Genomic DNA, 14,964 nt, shown 5'->3' on the forward strand with positions numbered 1-14,964 from the left:
CTCCTACAGGGGTTTGGCGGCCCTTGCGGAAGAACACGTAGTACACCAGCGACAGAATCAGCAGGAACGGCACCCCGAACACCAGCGTCATCTTGAACGCGTCGGTGAAGAACGTGGTGATCATCACCGCCCCCATCAGCACCAGCCCCAGCAGGGTGCTGTAGGGAAACAGCGCCAGTTGGAACGACAGCTTCGCCCCGCCGTGACGTTGGCGATAGCGGCGGAAAAACAGGTGCGTGAGGAAGATCATGAACCAGGTGAAGATCGCGCCAAACATCGAGATCGCCATCATCAGGGTGAACGAGCTTTCCGGGTACACCACGTTCAACAGGGTCGCCAGGGCGATGCCCGAGCTGGACAGCAGCAACGCGTTCAACGGGATCCCGCTCTTGCTCAAGGTGCCCATGGACTTGGGCGCAAAACCGGCGCGGGACAGGCTGAACATCATGCGGGTGGTGATGTAGAGCTGGCTGTTCATCGCCGACAGCGCGGCGATCAGGATCACGAAGTTCATCACCCCAGTGGCGCCGGGAATGCCGATGGTCTGCATCACCGTGACGAACGGGCTCTGGGCATGCCCGGCCTGGTTCCACGGCACGATGGCCAACATCAGCGCCAGGGTCAGCAGGTAGAACACCACCAGCCGCACGATGGTTGCGCGGAACGCTTTCTTCACCGCCTGCTCCGGGTCGGCCGCTTCACCGGCGGCCACCGCGATCATTTCCACGCTCAGGTAGCTGAAAATCGAGACGATCACCGCGATCCACATGCCGCTCAACCCGTTCGGGAAAAAGCCGCCGTGGGCGGTGTAATGCTGCACGCCGTAATCCGGGTTGCCGGAGCCGAACACCACATACACCGCGAGGATGATGAAGCCGACGATGGCGCTGATCTTGATCGTGGAGAACCAGTACTCGAAGTTGCCGAAGGTCTTGACGCTGATGGCGTTGAGCACGATCAACACGCTGGAAAACGACACGATCCACACCCACTCCGGCACGTTGGCGAACCAGTACTTCATGTACATCGCCACCGCCGTGACCTCGGCGCCCACCGCCAGCACAATCGCCGCCCAGTACGCATACCGCACCAGGAAGCCCGCGAGCGGGCTGACGTAAAACTCGGCATACGCGCCGAAGGAACCCGAGGTGGAATGCGCGACCGTCATCTCTGCCAGGCAGCCCATCAACAGCAAGGTGATCAGCGCGCCGATGGCATAGCTGACCAGCACACTGGGCCCGGCATAGCCGATGGCATAAGCACTGCCCATGAACAGCCCGGTGCCGATGGCGCCACCGATGGCGATCATGCTCATCTGGCCGGAAGTGAGCTGGCGCCTGAGGCCCAACTCGCGATTGGTTATTTCGGCAAAGCCTTGGTCTGGCGTGGTCACGTGGCGTGCCCCTTTATTATTGTGGTTGCACTGCTTGTTGCTTGCCCTGAACCTTGTGGGAGCTGGCTTGCCTGCGATGCAGACACCTCGGTATGTCAGTTAAACCAAAGTGATGCCATCGCAGGCAAGCCAGCTCCCACAGGGGTTTTGTGTTGTATCAGGTAACGCTATGGCGCACTTTGAATTGCGGCTGGTCCCAGGTTTTCTGGTCGAGAATCTCGCCGAGGATTTCCACGGCGTCCCACACTTCAGTGAAGCTTGTGTACAACGGCGTAAACCCAAACCGCATGATGCGCGGCTCGCGATAATCACCAATCACGCCACGGGCGATCAAGGCCTGGATAACCGCATAACCTTGCGGGTGTTCAAAGCTGACATGGCTGCCGCGCCGGGCATGTTCACGCGGGGTGATCAGGGTCAATTCGTGGGCGGCGCAACGGGACTCCACCAACGCGATAAACAGGTCAGTCAACGCCAGGGATTTAGTACGAAGGCTGGCCATGTCGGTCTGGGCAAAAATATCCAGGCCACACTCCACCATCGCCAGTGAGGTAATCGGCTGGGTGCCGCACAGGTAGCGCGCAATGCCCTGGCTCGGCGCATAGCGCGACTCCATGGCGAACTGCCGGGTATGCCCGAACCAGCCCGACAGCGGCTGCGTGACCACATCCACCAGCGCCGGGTTGACCCACACAAACGCCTGGGAGCCGGGCCCGCCGTTGAGGTATTTGTAGGTGCAGCCAATCGCGTAATCGGCGCCCGCCTGATGCAGGTCGACCGGCACCGCGCCCGCCGAGTGCGCCAAGTCCCAGATCGCCAGCGCGCCACATTCATGGCTCAACGCGGTCTGGGCCTGCATGTCGTACATGTAGCCCGTCTTGTAGTTGACGTGGGTGAGCATCACCACGGCGGTGTCTTGGTCGATGGCGTGCGGCAGTTCGTCCGGGCTGTTCACCAGGCGCAGGGAATAGCCCTGTTGCAGCAGTTCGGTGAGGCCTTCGGCGATGTACAGGTCGGTGGGGAAATTGCTCGCTTCGCTGACGATCACCTTGCGGCTCGGCGCCCGCTCGCGCTGCACGGTCAGGGCCGCGCTGAGTACCTTGAACAGGTTGATGGAGGTGGTGTCGGTGATCACCACTTCACCGTCGCGGGCACCGATCAGCGGCGCCAGGCGATTGCCCAGGCGCTGGGACAGGTCGGCCCAACCGGCGCTATTCCAACTGCGAATCAGCCCGTTGCCCCACTCCTCGGCGATCACCGCGTGCGCCCGCGCCAATGCAGCCACCGGGCGCGCACCGAGGGAGTTGCCGTCGAGGTAGATGACCCCGGCCGGCAAGGCGAATTGGTTGCGCAGTGGCGCCAGCGGATCCTGGGCGTCGAGGGTCAGGCAATCGGTGCGGGTGGTCATGGTCAGTCCTGTTCTTGTAGTAACAATGAGCCAAATAATGAACGAAGCTTTAGAGAATTTTCGTGCAAAGTGGTGGGCAACAGGCTAATTAAGCTGTAGGAAATTCGAATTTAACCCCCAAACACGCGGATTTATTCTAACCATGATGCTCGACGCCACCGACCTGCGCCTTCTGCATTTCCTGCAACAGGATGGCCGTATCAGCAACCAGGAACTGGCGGAGAAAGTCGCCTTGTCACCATCGGCCTGCCTGCGGCGTTTACGCCTGCTGGAGAGCGAGGGCATCATCAGTGGGTATCGGGCAGTGTTGAACGCTGAGCACCTGGGGATTGAACTTGAGGCCATCGTCCACCTGTCGTTGCGCCAGGATGTGGAGGATTGGCACGAGACGTTCATCAAGAAGGTGCAAGGGTGGCCGGAGGTGGCCAGTGCGTATGTGATTACCGGGGCGAGCAACTATGTGTTGCGGGTGCAGGCGCGCAACCTCAAGCACTTTTCGGACTTTATCGTGAACCACCTGAACCGCACGGCGGGGGTGATGGATATTCGCTCGGAGATCGTGTTGCAGAAGATTAAGGACCGGGATGACTTGCTGGACCTGGTTGTTCGCAAATAGCACGAACACCACACATCAAAGGTGGGAGCTGGCTTGCCTGCGATAGCGGTGTTTCATTCACCACCGCTATCGCAGGCAAGCCAGCTCCCACATTTTTTACCGCGTTCAGTCTTCGAGCGCACGGACTCGCTGCATGCGTTTTTGCTCTACGGGCGCCGCCGCCGGCTGCAACTCAAAGTCAAAATCAATCTGCGCAAACTGCCCTTCCACGCCAAATTCCTTCGCCAGGTTCGCGTCCTCGCTGAAGCGAATTTCGGCGATCAATTCATCCCGGGTCGCATAGGCAAAATCATCATGCAGGTACGGGTCATCCGACAGGTTGATCTGCGTGGTCAGGTGCCGGTGGCCCGGTGCCGAGATGAAGAAGTGAATATGCGCCGGCCGCTGGCCGTGGCGCCCCAACTGGTCGAGCAACTGCTGGGTCGGCCCGGTCGGCGGGCAGCCATAACCGGACGGCACGATGCTGCGGAAACGATAGTTGCCCTGGGCATCGGTCTCGATCCGCCGGCGCAGGTTGAACTCCGATTGCGTGCCGTCGAACCACGAATACGTGCCGCCGGTATTGGCCTGCCACACATCCACAATCGCCCCCGCCAACGGTTTGCCATCGGTGTCGCGCACCTGGCCCTGCATGAACAGCGGCACACCCGGATCCAGCCCGTCATCCAACCGCGCTTCGTACTGGGACAGCGGCGCCCCGGCCACATACAACGGGCCTTCGATGGTGCGTGGGGTGCCGCCGGATTTGCCGGCTTCCTCGTCCGCCGCGTCCATCAGCATGTCCAGGTAATGCTCCAGGCCCAGCCCTGCCGCGAGCAACCCGGCCTCCTGGTTCTTGCCCAGTTCGTTGAGGTAGTTGACCGCCTTCCAGAACTCTTCCGGGGTCACTTCCAGGTCTTCGATGATGTTGACCGTGTCCCGCAGGATCCGGTAGACCAGCGCCTTGGCCCGTGGGTTGCCGCCGTCGTTAAGGTTGCCGCTGGCTTCTTCGAGAAACTGTTGGGCGTGAGCAGTCTGGGAAAGTCGGATGGACATGGTGCAATCCTCATCTTGTAATTATTAGGTGAAAAAACAGACTCAGCGATCATCCTCACGGATCGACGATGGATGCCGGCACAGGGCATTCACTTCGATGGCCATGTAAGGATAAAGCGGCAGTTGCATCAACAGGTCATGCAGTTCTTGCACGCTGTCGACGTCGAACACGCTGTAGTTGGCGTACAGCCCGGCGATGCGCCACAGGTGGCGCCATTTGCCCTCTTGTTGCAGGCGCTGCGAGAAGGCTTTTTCTTCCGCCTTGAGGGCAGCGGCACGCTCGGGGTTCATGTCGACGGGCAGGTTCACGGTCATTTTTACGTGGAACAACATCGCAGGTGTCCTCGGGTTATTTATCGCGACGGAAGAACGCCAGGCGCTCTTCATCGATGGCCAGGCCCAGGCCCGGAGCGGTGGAGACATGCAGGTGGAAATCGCGGTACACCAGCGGTTCGGCCAGGATGTCTTCGGTGAGCAGCAGCGGGCCGAACAGTTCGGTGTCCCACGCCAGTTTGTTCAAGGTGAGAAAGGCATGGGCCGAGGCCAGGGTGCCGATACCGCCTTCGAGCATGGTGCCGCCGTACAGGCCGATACCCGCCGCCTCGGCAATCGCGGCGGTGCGCAACACCGCACGCGGGCCGCCGTTTTTGGCGATCTTCAGGGCGAACACCGAGGCCGCGCCTTCGCGGGCCAGGTTGAAGGCGTCTTCCACACATTCGATGGATTCGTCGGCCATGATCGGTGCCGGGCTCGACAGGTTGAGCCGCACCATGCCGCCACGGTTGTTGCGCGAAATCGGTTGTTCGATCAGGTCGATACCGTTGTCCCCCAGCACCTTGCAGGCGCGCAGGGCCACGGCTTCGTCCCAGGCCTGGTTGACGTCGACCCGTACACTGGCGCGGTCGCCCAGGGCTTTTTTGATCGCGATCACGTGGGCCAGGTCCTGGCTGACGTCACCGGCGCCGATCTTCAATTTGAAGATGCGGTGGCGGCGCAGGTCGAGCATCTTCTCGGCCTCGGCGATGTCTTTTTCGGTGTTGCCGCTGGCCAGGGTCCAGGCCACCGGCAAGGCGTCCCGTACGCGGCCGCCGAGCAATTCGCTGACTGGCAGGTTCATGCGCTTGCCGAGGGCATCGAGCAACGCGCTTTCGATGCCCGACTTGGCAAAGGTGTTGCCCCGAATGCTGCGCTCCAGGCGCAACATGGCCGCGTTGATGTTGCTGGCGTCCTGACCCAGCAGCAGCGGCGCAAAGTGCCGGTCGATGTTGATCTTGATGCTGTCGGGGCTTTCATTGCCGTAGCTCAGGCCCCCGATGGTGGTGGATTCACCAATGCCTTCGATGCCGTCGGCGCAGCGCACGCGGATGATCACCAGGGTCTGGTTCTGCATCGTGTGCATCGCCAGCTTGTGCGGGCGGATGGTGGGGAGGTCGACGATGATGGTCTCGATCGACTCGATGGCGCAAATCGGCATGGCAATACCCGTTGGGTTCTTTATTGATTTTGGCCGATTCTGTACCGCATTTTTTCTGGCTTCCAATATAGAATTGGTCTCGAACAATACCCCCAAGGTATGAAAGGAGTCCGTATGGAACTGCGCCATCTGCGTTACTTTCAGGTGCTGGGTGAAACCCTCAACTTCACCCGCGCCGCCGAACGCCTGCACATTGCCCAGCCGCCGTTGAGCCGGCAGATCCAGCAACTGGAAGACGAACTGGGTGTGATCCTGCTGGAGCGCGGCCGGCCGTTGCGCCTTACCGAGGCCGGGCGGTTTTTCTACGAACACGCCAATGTGCTGCTGGAGCAACTGGGCAAGGTGTGCGACAACACCCGGCGTATCGGCCTGGGGCAGAAGACCTGGCTGGGCATCGGTTTTGCGCCGTCGACGCTGTATGGCGTGCTGCCCGAGTTGATTCGCCGGCTGCGCAGCCACGATGGCCTGGAACTGGAGTTGGGCCTGTCGGAAATGACCACCCTGCAACAGGTCGAAGCGCTCAAGGCCGGGCGCATTGATGTGGGTTTCGGGCGGATTCGCATCGACGACCCGGCCATTGTGCAGCGGGTATTGGTGGAGGATCGACTGGTGGCGGTCCTGCCGGCCGGGCACCCCTTGCTCGGCGCGCCGGCCACCCTGGCGCAGTTGGCCGCAGAGCCCTTCGTGCTGTACCCCGGCAACCCGCGCCCGAGCTACGCCGACCATGTGATCGCGCTGTTTGACGCCCACGGCTTGAGCCTGAAGGTGTCGCAGTGGACCAATGAATTGCAGACCGCTATCGGCCTGGTCGGCGCGGGCATGGGCGTGACCCTGGTGCCGGCCTCGGTGCAAGTGCTGCACCGCGCAGACATTGGCTACACGCCGGTGGTGGAAGCCACCGCCACCTCGCCGATCATTCTCAGCCGGCGGATCAATGACCAGTCGCCGGGGCTTAATCATTGCCTGCAATTGGTGGAAGAGTTGATCTGAGATCTCACAACCAACACAAATCCCCTGTGGGAGCTGGCTTGCCTGCGATAGCGGTGAGCCAGAAAAGAAAATGCATGCTGATCCACCGCTATCGCAGGCAAGCCAGCTCCCACAGTTGATCTCCGTTGTTTTTGAGTAATGTGTTCAGCCACGCATGCGCCGGGCATCGTTGCGCTGAAGGGTCTGGCTGGGTGATTCGTCGAACAGCTTGCGGTACTCGGCCGAGAAGCGCCCCAGGTGGGTAAAGCCCCAGCCCAGGGCGATTTCGGAGATGGTACGGGTTGAGCCGTGTTCGAGGATTTGCTGGCGCACGGCGCCCAGGCGGTATTTCTTCAGATAGGCCATGGGCGACAGGGCGAAGTATTTGCGGAAGGCATCGAACAGCTTGAAGCGCGACACGCCCGCCGCCGCCTCCAAATCCTCCAGGTGCACCGCCTCCCGGGCGTTGTCGTGGATGTACTGCCGGGCACGGATCAAATAGTGCGGCAGCTTCACCCCCAGCACGTCCCGCAGTTCTTCGGAATAGTTATTCGGCTGGGCCAGGATCAGGCCCTTGATCAGCGAGCTTTCCAGGTCCTGGGTAAACGCGGCCTGGTCGTACAGCTCGCTGCTGCGCTCAAGCTCGGCGATGAAATACCGCGCCATGCGCCACCACGACGCGGAGGCGCCGTCCACCGCGTCCATCACCGACTCAAAGCGCAAGGGCGCTTCAATCGGCCGTTGCAGCAAGCCTTCCAGGGATTCGCTCATGGCCGCCCGGGTGATCACCACCTGCAACTTGCGGCAATCGCCGGAGATCTCCAGCACCTGGTGTTCGTTGGGCGAGATGATCACGCCCTGGTCACGGTTGGACCTGAGCCGTTCGCCGTTCTTGCTCAGCTCCTGCTCGCCCACCAACGGCAGGGTCAGGCTGTAGCTGCTGAAATGCTCGGTGTCTTCAATGTCGATGGTGACGTCGGTGCCGTATTCGATAATCCCCAGCGTCGTGGCGCGGGACTTGAACACATTGGCGCTGTGGTGAAAGCGGATACGTTCCGGCGTTGCGGTTTGCAGCCGGTGCGGCCCACAAATGCCGGACATCCAGCTGCAGGCGCCTTCAAGGTCGAAGCGCTCGATACGTATATCGCGTGTATTGCTATTCATCACGGGGCACCCACGGCAATTGTGGCCGGCGCGCTCTGACGGCGCGTCCTGGTAGAGCAACAGCAAGTTTTGCGCCACGCCAGCGGGATCGCCATTGGGTGGATAGCAACCGTCGACTAAGTGGATAACAAGCAGACTTTTCCGACAATCACCTTGCAAGACAGTAGCGCATTCCGCCACCGCCCTGCACCGCCGTGGGTATTTCGTGCACAACTAAGTGGCCCACCTTCCCCGATTAACCGGATAGCCCACCGCCCCACTGCAGCCTCTTAATGGCCTACCCGTTTAGCCATTACCCAAAAGGTGCCTCCCATGAGTGGTGCAAGAAGCGTTGAGCAGTGGAAGAGTTTTATCGAAGGCTGCCTGGACTTTCGTCCGGTGGATGAAGTGTTCCGCATCGCCCGGGACATGTTCACCGAGCCACAGCTGTTTGATCTGGAGATGGAACTGATCTTCGAAAAGAACTGGATCTACGCCTGCCACGAAAGTGAATTGGCCAACAAACATGACTTCGTGACGATGCGCGCCGGACGCCAGCCGATGATCATCACCCGCGACGGCGAAGGCCAGCTCAACGCGCTGATCAACGCCTGCCAGCATCGCGGCACGACGCTGACCCGGGTCGGCAAGGGCAACCAGTCCACCTTCACCTGCCCGTTCCACGCCTGGTGCTACAAGAGCGACGGCCGGCTGGTGAAGGTCAAGGCGCCGGGGGAATACCCCGAAGGGTTCGACAAGGCCACTCGCGGCCTGAAAAAGGCGCGCATCGAGAGCTACAAGGGCTTCGTATTTATCAGCCTGGACGTGAACGGCAGCGACAGCCTGGAAGACTTCCTCGGCGACGCCAAAGTGTTCTTCGACATGATGGTCGCCCAGTCGGCTACCGGTGAGCTGGAAGTACTGCCGGGCAAGTCGGCCTACACCTACGACGGCAACTGGAAACTGCAAAACGAAAACGGCCTGGACGGTTATCACGTCAGCACCGTGCACTACAACTATGTGGCCACGGTGCAGCATCGCCAGCAGGTCAACACCGAGAACGGCACCGGGTCCGGCACCACACTGGACTACAGCAAGCTCGGCGCCGGCGACGCCAACACCGATGACGGCTGGTTTGCGTTCAACAATGGCCACAGCCTGTTGTTCAGCGACATGCCCAACCCCACCGTGCGTTCGGGCTACGCCACCATCATGCCGCGCCTGATCGAAGAGCATGGCCAGCAAAAAGCCGAGTGGATGATGCACCGCCTGCGCAACCTGAACATCTACCCGAGCCTGTTCTTCCTCGACCAGATCAGCTCGCAGTTGCGGATCATCCGCCCCATCGCGTGGAACAAGACCGAGATCATCAGCCAGTGCCTGGGGGTGAAGGGCGAGTCTGACGCCGACCGCGAAAACCGCATTCGCCAGTTCGAGGACTTCTTCAACGTGTCGGGCATGGGCACACCGGATGACCTGGTGGAGTTTCGCGAAGCCCAGCGTGGCTTCCAGGGTCGCCTGGAACGCTGGAGCGATATCTCCCGTGGCAGCCACCGCTGGGAAACCGGGCCGACGCCCAACAGTGAATCCATCGGCATCCAGCCGGCGATGACCGGCACCGAGCTCACCCACGAAGGGCTGTACGTCAACCAGCACCGCAACTGGCAGAAATTCCTGCTGGACGGCCTCGATGCCCAAGCCCTGAAACTGCGGGAGGTGGAATGATGAATGCGCAATTGCAGTACCGGATCGAGCAGTTTTTTTACCGTAAATCCGAGCTGTGCGATGCCCAGGACTGGGACGCCTACGTGCAGTTGTTCGACCCGCAGAGTGAATTCCACCTGCCGCAGTGGGACTCGGAACACGTCTACACCCGCGACCCCAAGCGCGAGATGTCGCTGATCTATTACGCCAACCGTTCGGGGCTGGAAGACCGTGTGTTTCGCCTGCGCACCGGCAAGGCGGCGTCGGCCACGCCGATGCCGAGAACGCTGCACCTGATTAATAACGTGCGGATTGCCGAGCAAGCGGACGGGCTGCTGGAAGTGAAGCTGAACTGGCACACCCTGTTCTATCGGCTGGCGACGTCGGAGCAGTTCTACGGCAGCGCCACTTACAGCCTCAAGCCCGATGGCGACAGCTGGTTGATCACCCGCAAGCATGCGCTGCTGCTCAACGACACCATCAACTCGGTGCTGGATTTCTATCACCTGTGACACGCGCTTTTGTGGCGGGCGCGATCCTGTGGCGAGGGGGCTTGCCCCCCGTTGGGCTGCGCAGCAGCCCCAATAACGAGGTCTGACAGATGGATCGCGGTGCCTGGATTTGGGGCCGCTTCGCAGCCCAACGGGGGACAAGCCCCTCGCCACAAAAGCTCGCTCGCCAGATACAACAACTAAACTCGCGGAGCTCTGCGAATGAATCACAAAGTGGCCTTCAGTTTTGCCGACGGCAAGACCCTGTTTTTCCCGGTGGGCGCCCATGAGATCCTGCTGGACGCGGCACTGCGCAACGGGATCAACATCCCGCTCGACTGCCGCGAAGGCGTGTGCGGTACCTGCCAGGGTCGTTGCGAGTCCGGCGACTTCACTCAGGACTACGTGGACGAGGAAGCCCTCTCCAGCCTCGACCTGCAACAACGCAAAATGCTCAGTTGCCAGACCCGGGTCCAATCCGACGCGGCGTTTTATTTCGATTTTGATTCCAGCCTGTGCAACGCGCCGGGGCCGGTCCAAATCCGCAGCACGGTGAGCGAAGTGCAACAGGTCTCGGCCAGCACGGCGATCCTGCACCTGCAACTTGAAAACCCATTGGATTATCTGCCGGGCCAATACGCCCGCCTGTCGATTCCCGGTACCGACCGTTGGCGCTCCTACTCCTTCGCCAACCGCCCGGGCAACCGGTTGCAGTTCCTGATCCGCCTGCTGCCCGATGGCGTGATGAGCAACTACATCCGCGAGCGCTGCCAGGTAGGTGACGAACTTATGCTGGAAGCACCACTGGGCGCCTTCTATTTAAGGCACGTCACCCAGCCGCTGGTATTGGTGGCCGGCGGCACCGGGTTATCCGCGCTGCTGGGCATGCTCGATGAACTGGCCGCCAACGGTTGCCAGCAGCCGGTGCACCTGTACTACGGCGTACGCGGCGCGGCCGATTTGTGCGAGGCCGCCCGCATCAACGCCTACGCCGAAAAAATCCCGGGCTTTCGCTACACCGAAGTGCTCAGCGACCCGCCTTCCGACTGGAACGGCAAGCGCGGCTACCTTACCGAGCATTTCGACCTGGCCGAATTGCGGGATCAATCGGCGGATATGTACGTGTGCGGCCCCCCGCCGATGGTCGAATCCATCAAACAATGGCTGCTGGATCAGGCACTTGATGGCGTTCAGCTGTATTACGAAAAGTTTACCGAGAGTAATATCTGACCCCTCAGCGGTATGAGGGGCGGGTTCGGTAGGCGATCACCCCGGAAAAAAAACAAGTAAAAGGGAATGTTAATGGCGGATGACATGGTTAACCCGGTGGGCCTCAAGCGTGGCCTGAAGAACCGGCATATTCAGCTGATTGCCTTGGGAGGGGCGATCGGGACCGGGCTGTTCCTCGGCTCGGCGGGCGTACTCAAGTCGGCAGGGCCGTCGATGATCCTGGGCTATGCGGTAGCCGGTTTTATCGCGTTCCTGATCATGCGCCAGCTGGGCGAGATGATCGTCGAGGAGCCGGTGGCCGGCTCCTTCAGCCACTTCGCCCACAAGTACTGGGGCGGTTACGCAGGCTTCCTCGCCGGCTGGAACTACTGGGTACTCTACGTACTGGTAGGCATGGCCGAGCTGACGGCGGTGGGCAAGTACATCCAGTTCTGGTGGCCGGAGATTCCGACCTGGGTCAGCGCGGTGGTGTTCTTTGTGCTGGTCAACCTGATCAACACCCTCAACGTGAAGTTCTTCGGTGAGACCGAGTTCTGGTTCGCGATCATCAAGGTGGTGGCGATTGTCGGCATGATCGTGCTTGGCTGCTACCTGCTGTTCAGCGGCACCGGCGGCCCCCAAGCCTCGGTGAGCAACCTGTGGAGCCACGGCGGGTTCTTCCCTAATGGCGGCATGGGGCTGTTGATGTCCATGGCGTTCATCATGTTCTCGTTCGGCGGCCTGGAGCTGGTGGGGATTACCGCCGCCGAAGCCAGCGAGCCACGCAAGGTGATCCCGAAGGCGATCAACCAGGTGGTGTACCGGATCCTGATTTTCTACGTCGGCGCACTCACCGTGCTGCTGTCGTTGTACCCGTGGGACCAACTGCTGCAAACCCTCGGCGCGTCGGGCGATGCCTACAGCGGCAGCCCGTTTGTGCAGATCTTTTCCTTGATCGGTAACGACACCGCCGCCCACATCCTCAACTTCGTGGTACTGACCGCGGCGCTGTCGGTGTACAACAGCGGCGTGTACTGCAACAGCCGCATGCTGTTCGGCCTGGCCGAGCAAGGCGATGCGCCCAAAGCGCTGATGAAGTTGAACAAGCAAGGCGTACCGTTGCGCGCCCTGGGCATTTCGGCCCTGGTGACGCTGCTGTGTGTGGTGATCAACTACGTCGCGCCCCATGATGCACTGGAGCTGCTGTTTGCCCTGGTGGTTGCCTCGCTGATGATCAACTGGGCGCTGATCAGCCTCACCCACATCAAGTTCCGCAAGGCCATGGGCGAGCAAGGCGTGGTGCCGTCGTTCAAGACCTTCTGGTTTCCGTTCAGCAACTACCTGTGCCTGGCGTTCATGCTGATGATCATCTGCGTGATGCTGGCGATTCCGGGCGTGCGGGCGTCGGTGTATGCGATTCCGGTGTGGGTCGGGATTATCTACGTGGCGTACCGGTTGCGCTTGAATAACGCGAAGGCAGTCACAGCGCAATAACCCATGTGGGAGCGGGCTTGTGTGGGAGCGGGCTTGCTCGCGAAGGCGTCGTGTCAGTCACCTGATGTATTGACTGACCCACCGCTTTCGCGAGCAAGCCCGCTCCCACCCTTGGATCGCATTGCAAATGAAAAGCCCCGGTACTCATGAGTACCGTGGCTTTTTGTTGGGCCTTGGTTACAACGTGGAACGCACCCGCCACAGCTCGGGGAACAGCACGGTGTCGAGCATCTTGCGCAGGTAGCCCACGCCTTCGGTGCCGCCAGTGCCGGGCTGGAAGCCGATGATCCGTTCCACCGTGGTGACATGGCGGAAACGCCATTGGCGGAAGGAGTCTTCCAGGTCGATAAACTTTTCGGCCAGTTGGTACAGGTCCCAATACCGGCTCGGCTCGCGATACACCTCGCGCCACGCCGCCTCCACGGACTCATCGTGAACCGTCGGCGCCGTCGGGTCGCGCTCGGCGCGCTGCGGGTCGATGGCCAGCCCGGCCTTGGCCATCAGGTTGATCGCCTCGTCATACAGTGACGGCGTGGCAATCGCCACCTGCAACTCTTTCAACAATTCCGGGCGATGGGCGTGAGGCCGCAACAGCGCGGCGCTTTTGTTGCCGAGGATGAATTCGATTTCCCGGTACTGGAACGACTGGAAACCCGACGACTGGCCCAGGTACGGGCGAATCGACTTGTACTCCGACGGCGTCATGGTCGCCAGCACCGCCCAGGCGTGCACCAGTTGGTCAAAGATCCGCGACACCCGTGCCAGCATCTTGAACGCCGGCGGCAACTCACCCAACCGCACGTGTTCGCGGGCGGCCTTGAGTTCGTGGAGCATCAGCTTCATCCACAACTCCGAGGTCTGGTGCTGGATGATGAACAGCATCTCGTTGTGGTCCGGCGACAGCGGGTGCTGGGCGCTGAGCACTTTGCCCAGGTCCAGGTAGTCGCCATAGCTCATGGACTCGGAAAAATTCAGCTCGGCGTTATGCCATTCTTCCGGCGGCTGGTAGTCAGGGGAGAAAGGACACTGGCTCATCGCGTGGGCTCCTTGAGCGGGCGCAGGATTGCGCGTACCGGGCTGGCATCGAGGTTGGCAAAACGCAGCGGCAGCGCGATCAACTCGTAATCGCCCTGCGGTACGTCGTCGAGGACGATGCCTTCGAGAATCGCCATGCCATGACGGGCGACGGCGTTGTGGGAATCCATGGTCTTGGACTGCTGCGGGTCGAGGGACGGCGTGTCGATACCAATCAGGCGCACACCGAGGCCGGCCAGCAGCTCGACGGTTTGGGGTGCGACCGCGGTGAAATTCGAATCCCAGGCCTCCAGCGGTGCCTGTTGATAAGTGCGCAGCAGCACCCGCTCCGGCAGGTTTTCCAGGTGACCTTCCAATTGGTGCGGCTGCACCAGCGCGCCACTGCCCAGGCAATGCAGCACCCGGCACGGGCCCATGTACACCTCCAGGGACACTTCGCCGATCGGTGCACCGTCAGCGCTGTAGTGCAGCGGGGCGTCCACGTGGGCGCCAGTGTGGGGCGACAGGGTGACGCGCCCCACATTCACCGGGCACTCGGGGCCGAACTGCCAGACCCGCTCTTCCTGAAACGGCGTATCACCCGGCCAGGTCGGGGTCGCGGTGCTCAAGGGCGGGCTGATGTCCCACCACGTTTTTATTGGATTCATTTCAAGGCTCTCGGTCGTTACTGGGGTGAATGATACGAGGGCCAGCTGTAAATATTCTTGCGAATTCCAGCGCAAAGCAGGAAATCTTTCGCACTTACTGCGATGAAATGGCTGATTGGTGATTGGATGTTTCAAAAGCACCAAGCTGGGCAACTCCCCCTGTAGGAGCGAGCTTGCTCGCGAAAAACTCGAGAGCGCCTCGTTGAGTCAGGAAGCCAACGTCAACGTTAACGACCTTCGCGAGCAAGCTCGCTCCTACAGGGATCGAGCTCACCGGCAGTCGGCGCTTGCGGGCATCCCGATGTCGAGTTCAGACCACTGGCGGGCAGCCCAAGGCGATAGGGTT

At 61.0% G+C, this 14,964-nt stretch carries 14 protein-coding genes; 6 read left to right on the forward strand and 8 right to left on the reverse strand.

Annotation, left to right across the window (positions count from 1 at the left end; all coding sequences use genetic code 11):
* Together HX855_RS23525 and kynU are read right to left on the reverse strand one after the other, a co-directional pair.
* Nucleotides 1-1,393 (reverse strand): amino acid permease (locus HX855_RS23525; RefSeq protein WP_177089515.1); only part of this gene is annotated, 1,393 nt, incomplete at its 3' end.
* 157 nt (nt 1,394-1,550) lie between these two features.
* Entirely contained in the window at nt 1,551-2,801 is a 1,251-nt protein-coding gene (gene kynU / locus HX855_RS23530) for a kynureninase (RefSeq protein ID WP_177089516.1), read from the reverse strand.
* Nucleotides 2,802-2,943: 142 nt separating this feature from the next.
* Here kynU and HX855_RS23535 point away from each other — a divergent pair, with 142 nt between their 5' ends.
* Nucleotides 2,944-3,417, forward strand: coding sequence for an Lrp/AsnC family transcriptional regulator (locus HX855_RS23535; RefSeq protein ID WP_010165517.1), 474 nt, complete (start codon nt 2,944-2,946; stop codon nt 3,415-3,417).
* 105 nt (nt 3,418-3,522) lie between these two features.
* Here the strand turns inward: HX855_RS23535 and catA are convergent, their stop codons facing one another.
* Genes catA through HX855_RS23550 form a run of 3 tightly spaced genes read right to left on the reverse strand, consistent with a single transcriptional unit; the run spans nt 3,523 to nt 5,926 of the window.
* Nucleotides 3,523-4,452 (reverse strand): catechol 1,2-dioxygenase, encoded by a 930-nt coding sequence (gene catA / locus HX855_RS23540; RefSeq protein WP_177089517.1) that lies wholly within the window; start codon nt 4,450-4,452, stop codon nt 3,523-3,525.
* 42 nt (nt 4,453-4,494) lie between these two features.
* Complete coding sequence (catC, locus tag HX855_RS23545) at nt 4,495-4,785, reverse strand: muconolactone Delta-isomerase (protein WP_177089518.1); 291 nt, start codon at nt 4,783-4,785, stop codon at nt 4,495-4,497.
* Between the two features lie 16 nt (nt 4,786-4,801).
* Nucleotides 4,802-5,926: a muconate cycloisomerase family protein gene (locus tag HX855_RS23550; protein WP_177089519.1), complete on the reverse strand. Its 1,125-nt coding sequence runs from the start codon at nt 5,924-5,926 to the stop codon at nt 4,802-4,804.
* A 114-nt stretch (nt 5,927-6,040) separates the two neighbouring features.
* Here HX855_RS23550 and HX855_RS23555 point away from each other — a divergent pair, with 114 nt between their 5' ends.
* A complete protein-coding gene (locus HX855_RS23555; RefSeq protein WP_177089520.1) occupies nt 6,041-6,916 on the forward strand; it encodes a LysR family transcriptional regulator in 876 nt (291 codons plus the stop codon).
* A 144-nt stretch (nt 6,917-7,060) separates the two neighbouring features.
* On the opposite strand, the gene HX855_RS23560 is transcribed toward HX855_RS23555, so the two are convergent.
* On the reverse strand, nt 7,061-8,059 hold the full coding sequence (locus tag HX855_RS23560; protein ID WP_177089521.1) for a helix-turn-helix domain-containing protein: 999 nt from the start codon (nt 8,057-8,059) through the stop codon (nt 7,061-7,063).
* A gap of 312 nt (nt 8,060-8,371) precedes the next feature.
* Between HX855_RS23560 and antA the strand changes: the two genes are divergently transcribed.
* The 4 genes from antA to HX855_RS23580 all read left to right on the forward strand — a co-directional run bounded on the left by antA (nt 8,372) and on the right by HX855_RS23580 (nt 12,936).
* A complete protein-coding gene (gene antA / locus HX855_RS23565) occupies nt 8,372-9,763 on the forward strand; it encodes an anthranilate 1,2-dioxygenase large subunit (RefSeq protein ID WP_177089522.1) in 1,392 nt (463 codons plus the stop codon).
* Nucleotides 9,763-10,254 (forward strand): anthranilate 1,2-dioxygenase small subunit, encoded by a 492-nt coding sequence (gene antB / locus HX855_RS23570; protein WP_177078907.1) that lies wholly within the window; start codon nt 9,763-9,765, stop codon nt 10,252-10,254. Before antA ends, antB begins: the two co-directional genes overlap by 1 nt.
* Nucleotides 10,255-10,455: 201 nt before the next feature.
* A complete protein-coding gene (gene antC / locus HX855_RS23575) occupies nt 10,456-11,463 on the forward strand; it encodes an anthranilate 1,2-dioxygenase electron transfer component AntC (RefSeq protein ID WP_177089523.1) in 1,008 nt (335 codons plus the stop codon).
* Nucleotides 11,464-11,535: 72 nt separating this feature from the next.
* Nucleotides 11,536-12,936 carry an amino acid permease gene (locus tag HX855_RS23580; protein WP_003212324.1) on the forward strand — a complete coding sequence of 467 codons (1,401 nt, stop codon included), beginning with the start codon at nt 11,536-11,538 and terminating at the stop codon, nt 12,934-12,936.
* 177 nt (nt 12,937-13,113) lie between these two features.
* Here the strand turns inward: HX855_RS23580 and kynA are convergent, their stop codons facing one another.
* Nucleotides 13,114-13,971 carry a tryptophan 2,3-dioxygenase gene (kynA, locus tag HX855_RS23585; RefSeq protein WP_177089524.1) on the reverse strand — a complete coding sequence of 286 codons (858 nt, stop codon included), beginning with the start codon at nt 13,969-13,971 and terminating at the stop codon, nt 13,114-13,116.
* The gene (kynB, locus tag HX855_RS23590) at nt 13,968-14,618 is read right to left on the reverse strand and encodes an arylformamidase (protein WP_177089525.1); all 651 of its coding nucleotides are present in this window, start codon (nt 14,616-14,618) and stop codon (nt 13,968-13,970) included. The genes kynA and kynB overlap by 4 nt, the downstream gene beginning before the upstream one ends.
* Nucleotides 14,619-14,964 lie beyond the last annotated feature (346 nt).

The sequence above is a fragment of the Pseudomonas sp. IPO3778 genome, assembly GCF_013386825.1.
Taxonomy (GTDB): Bacteria; Pseudomonadota; Gammaproteobacteria; order Pseudomonadales; family Pseudomonadaceae; genus Aquipseudomonas.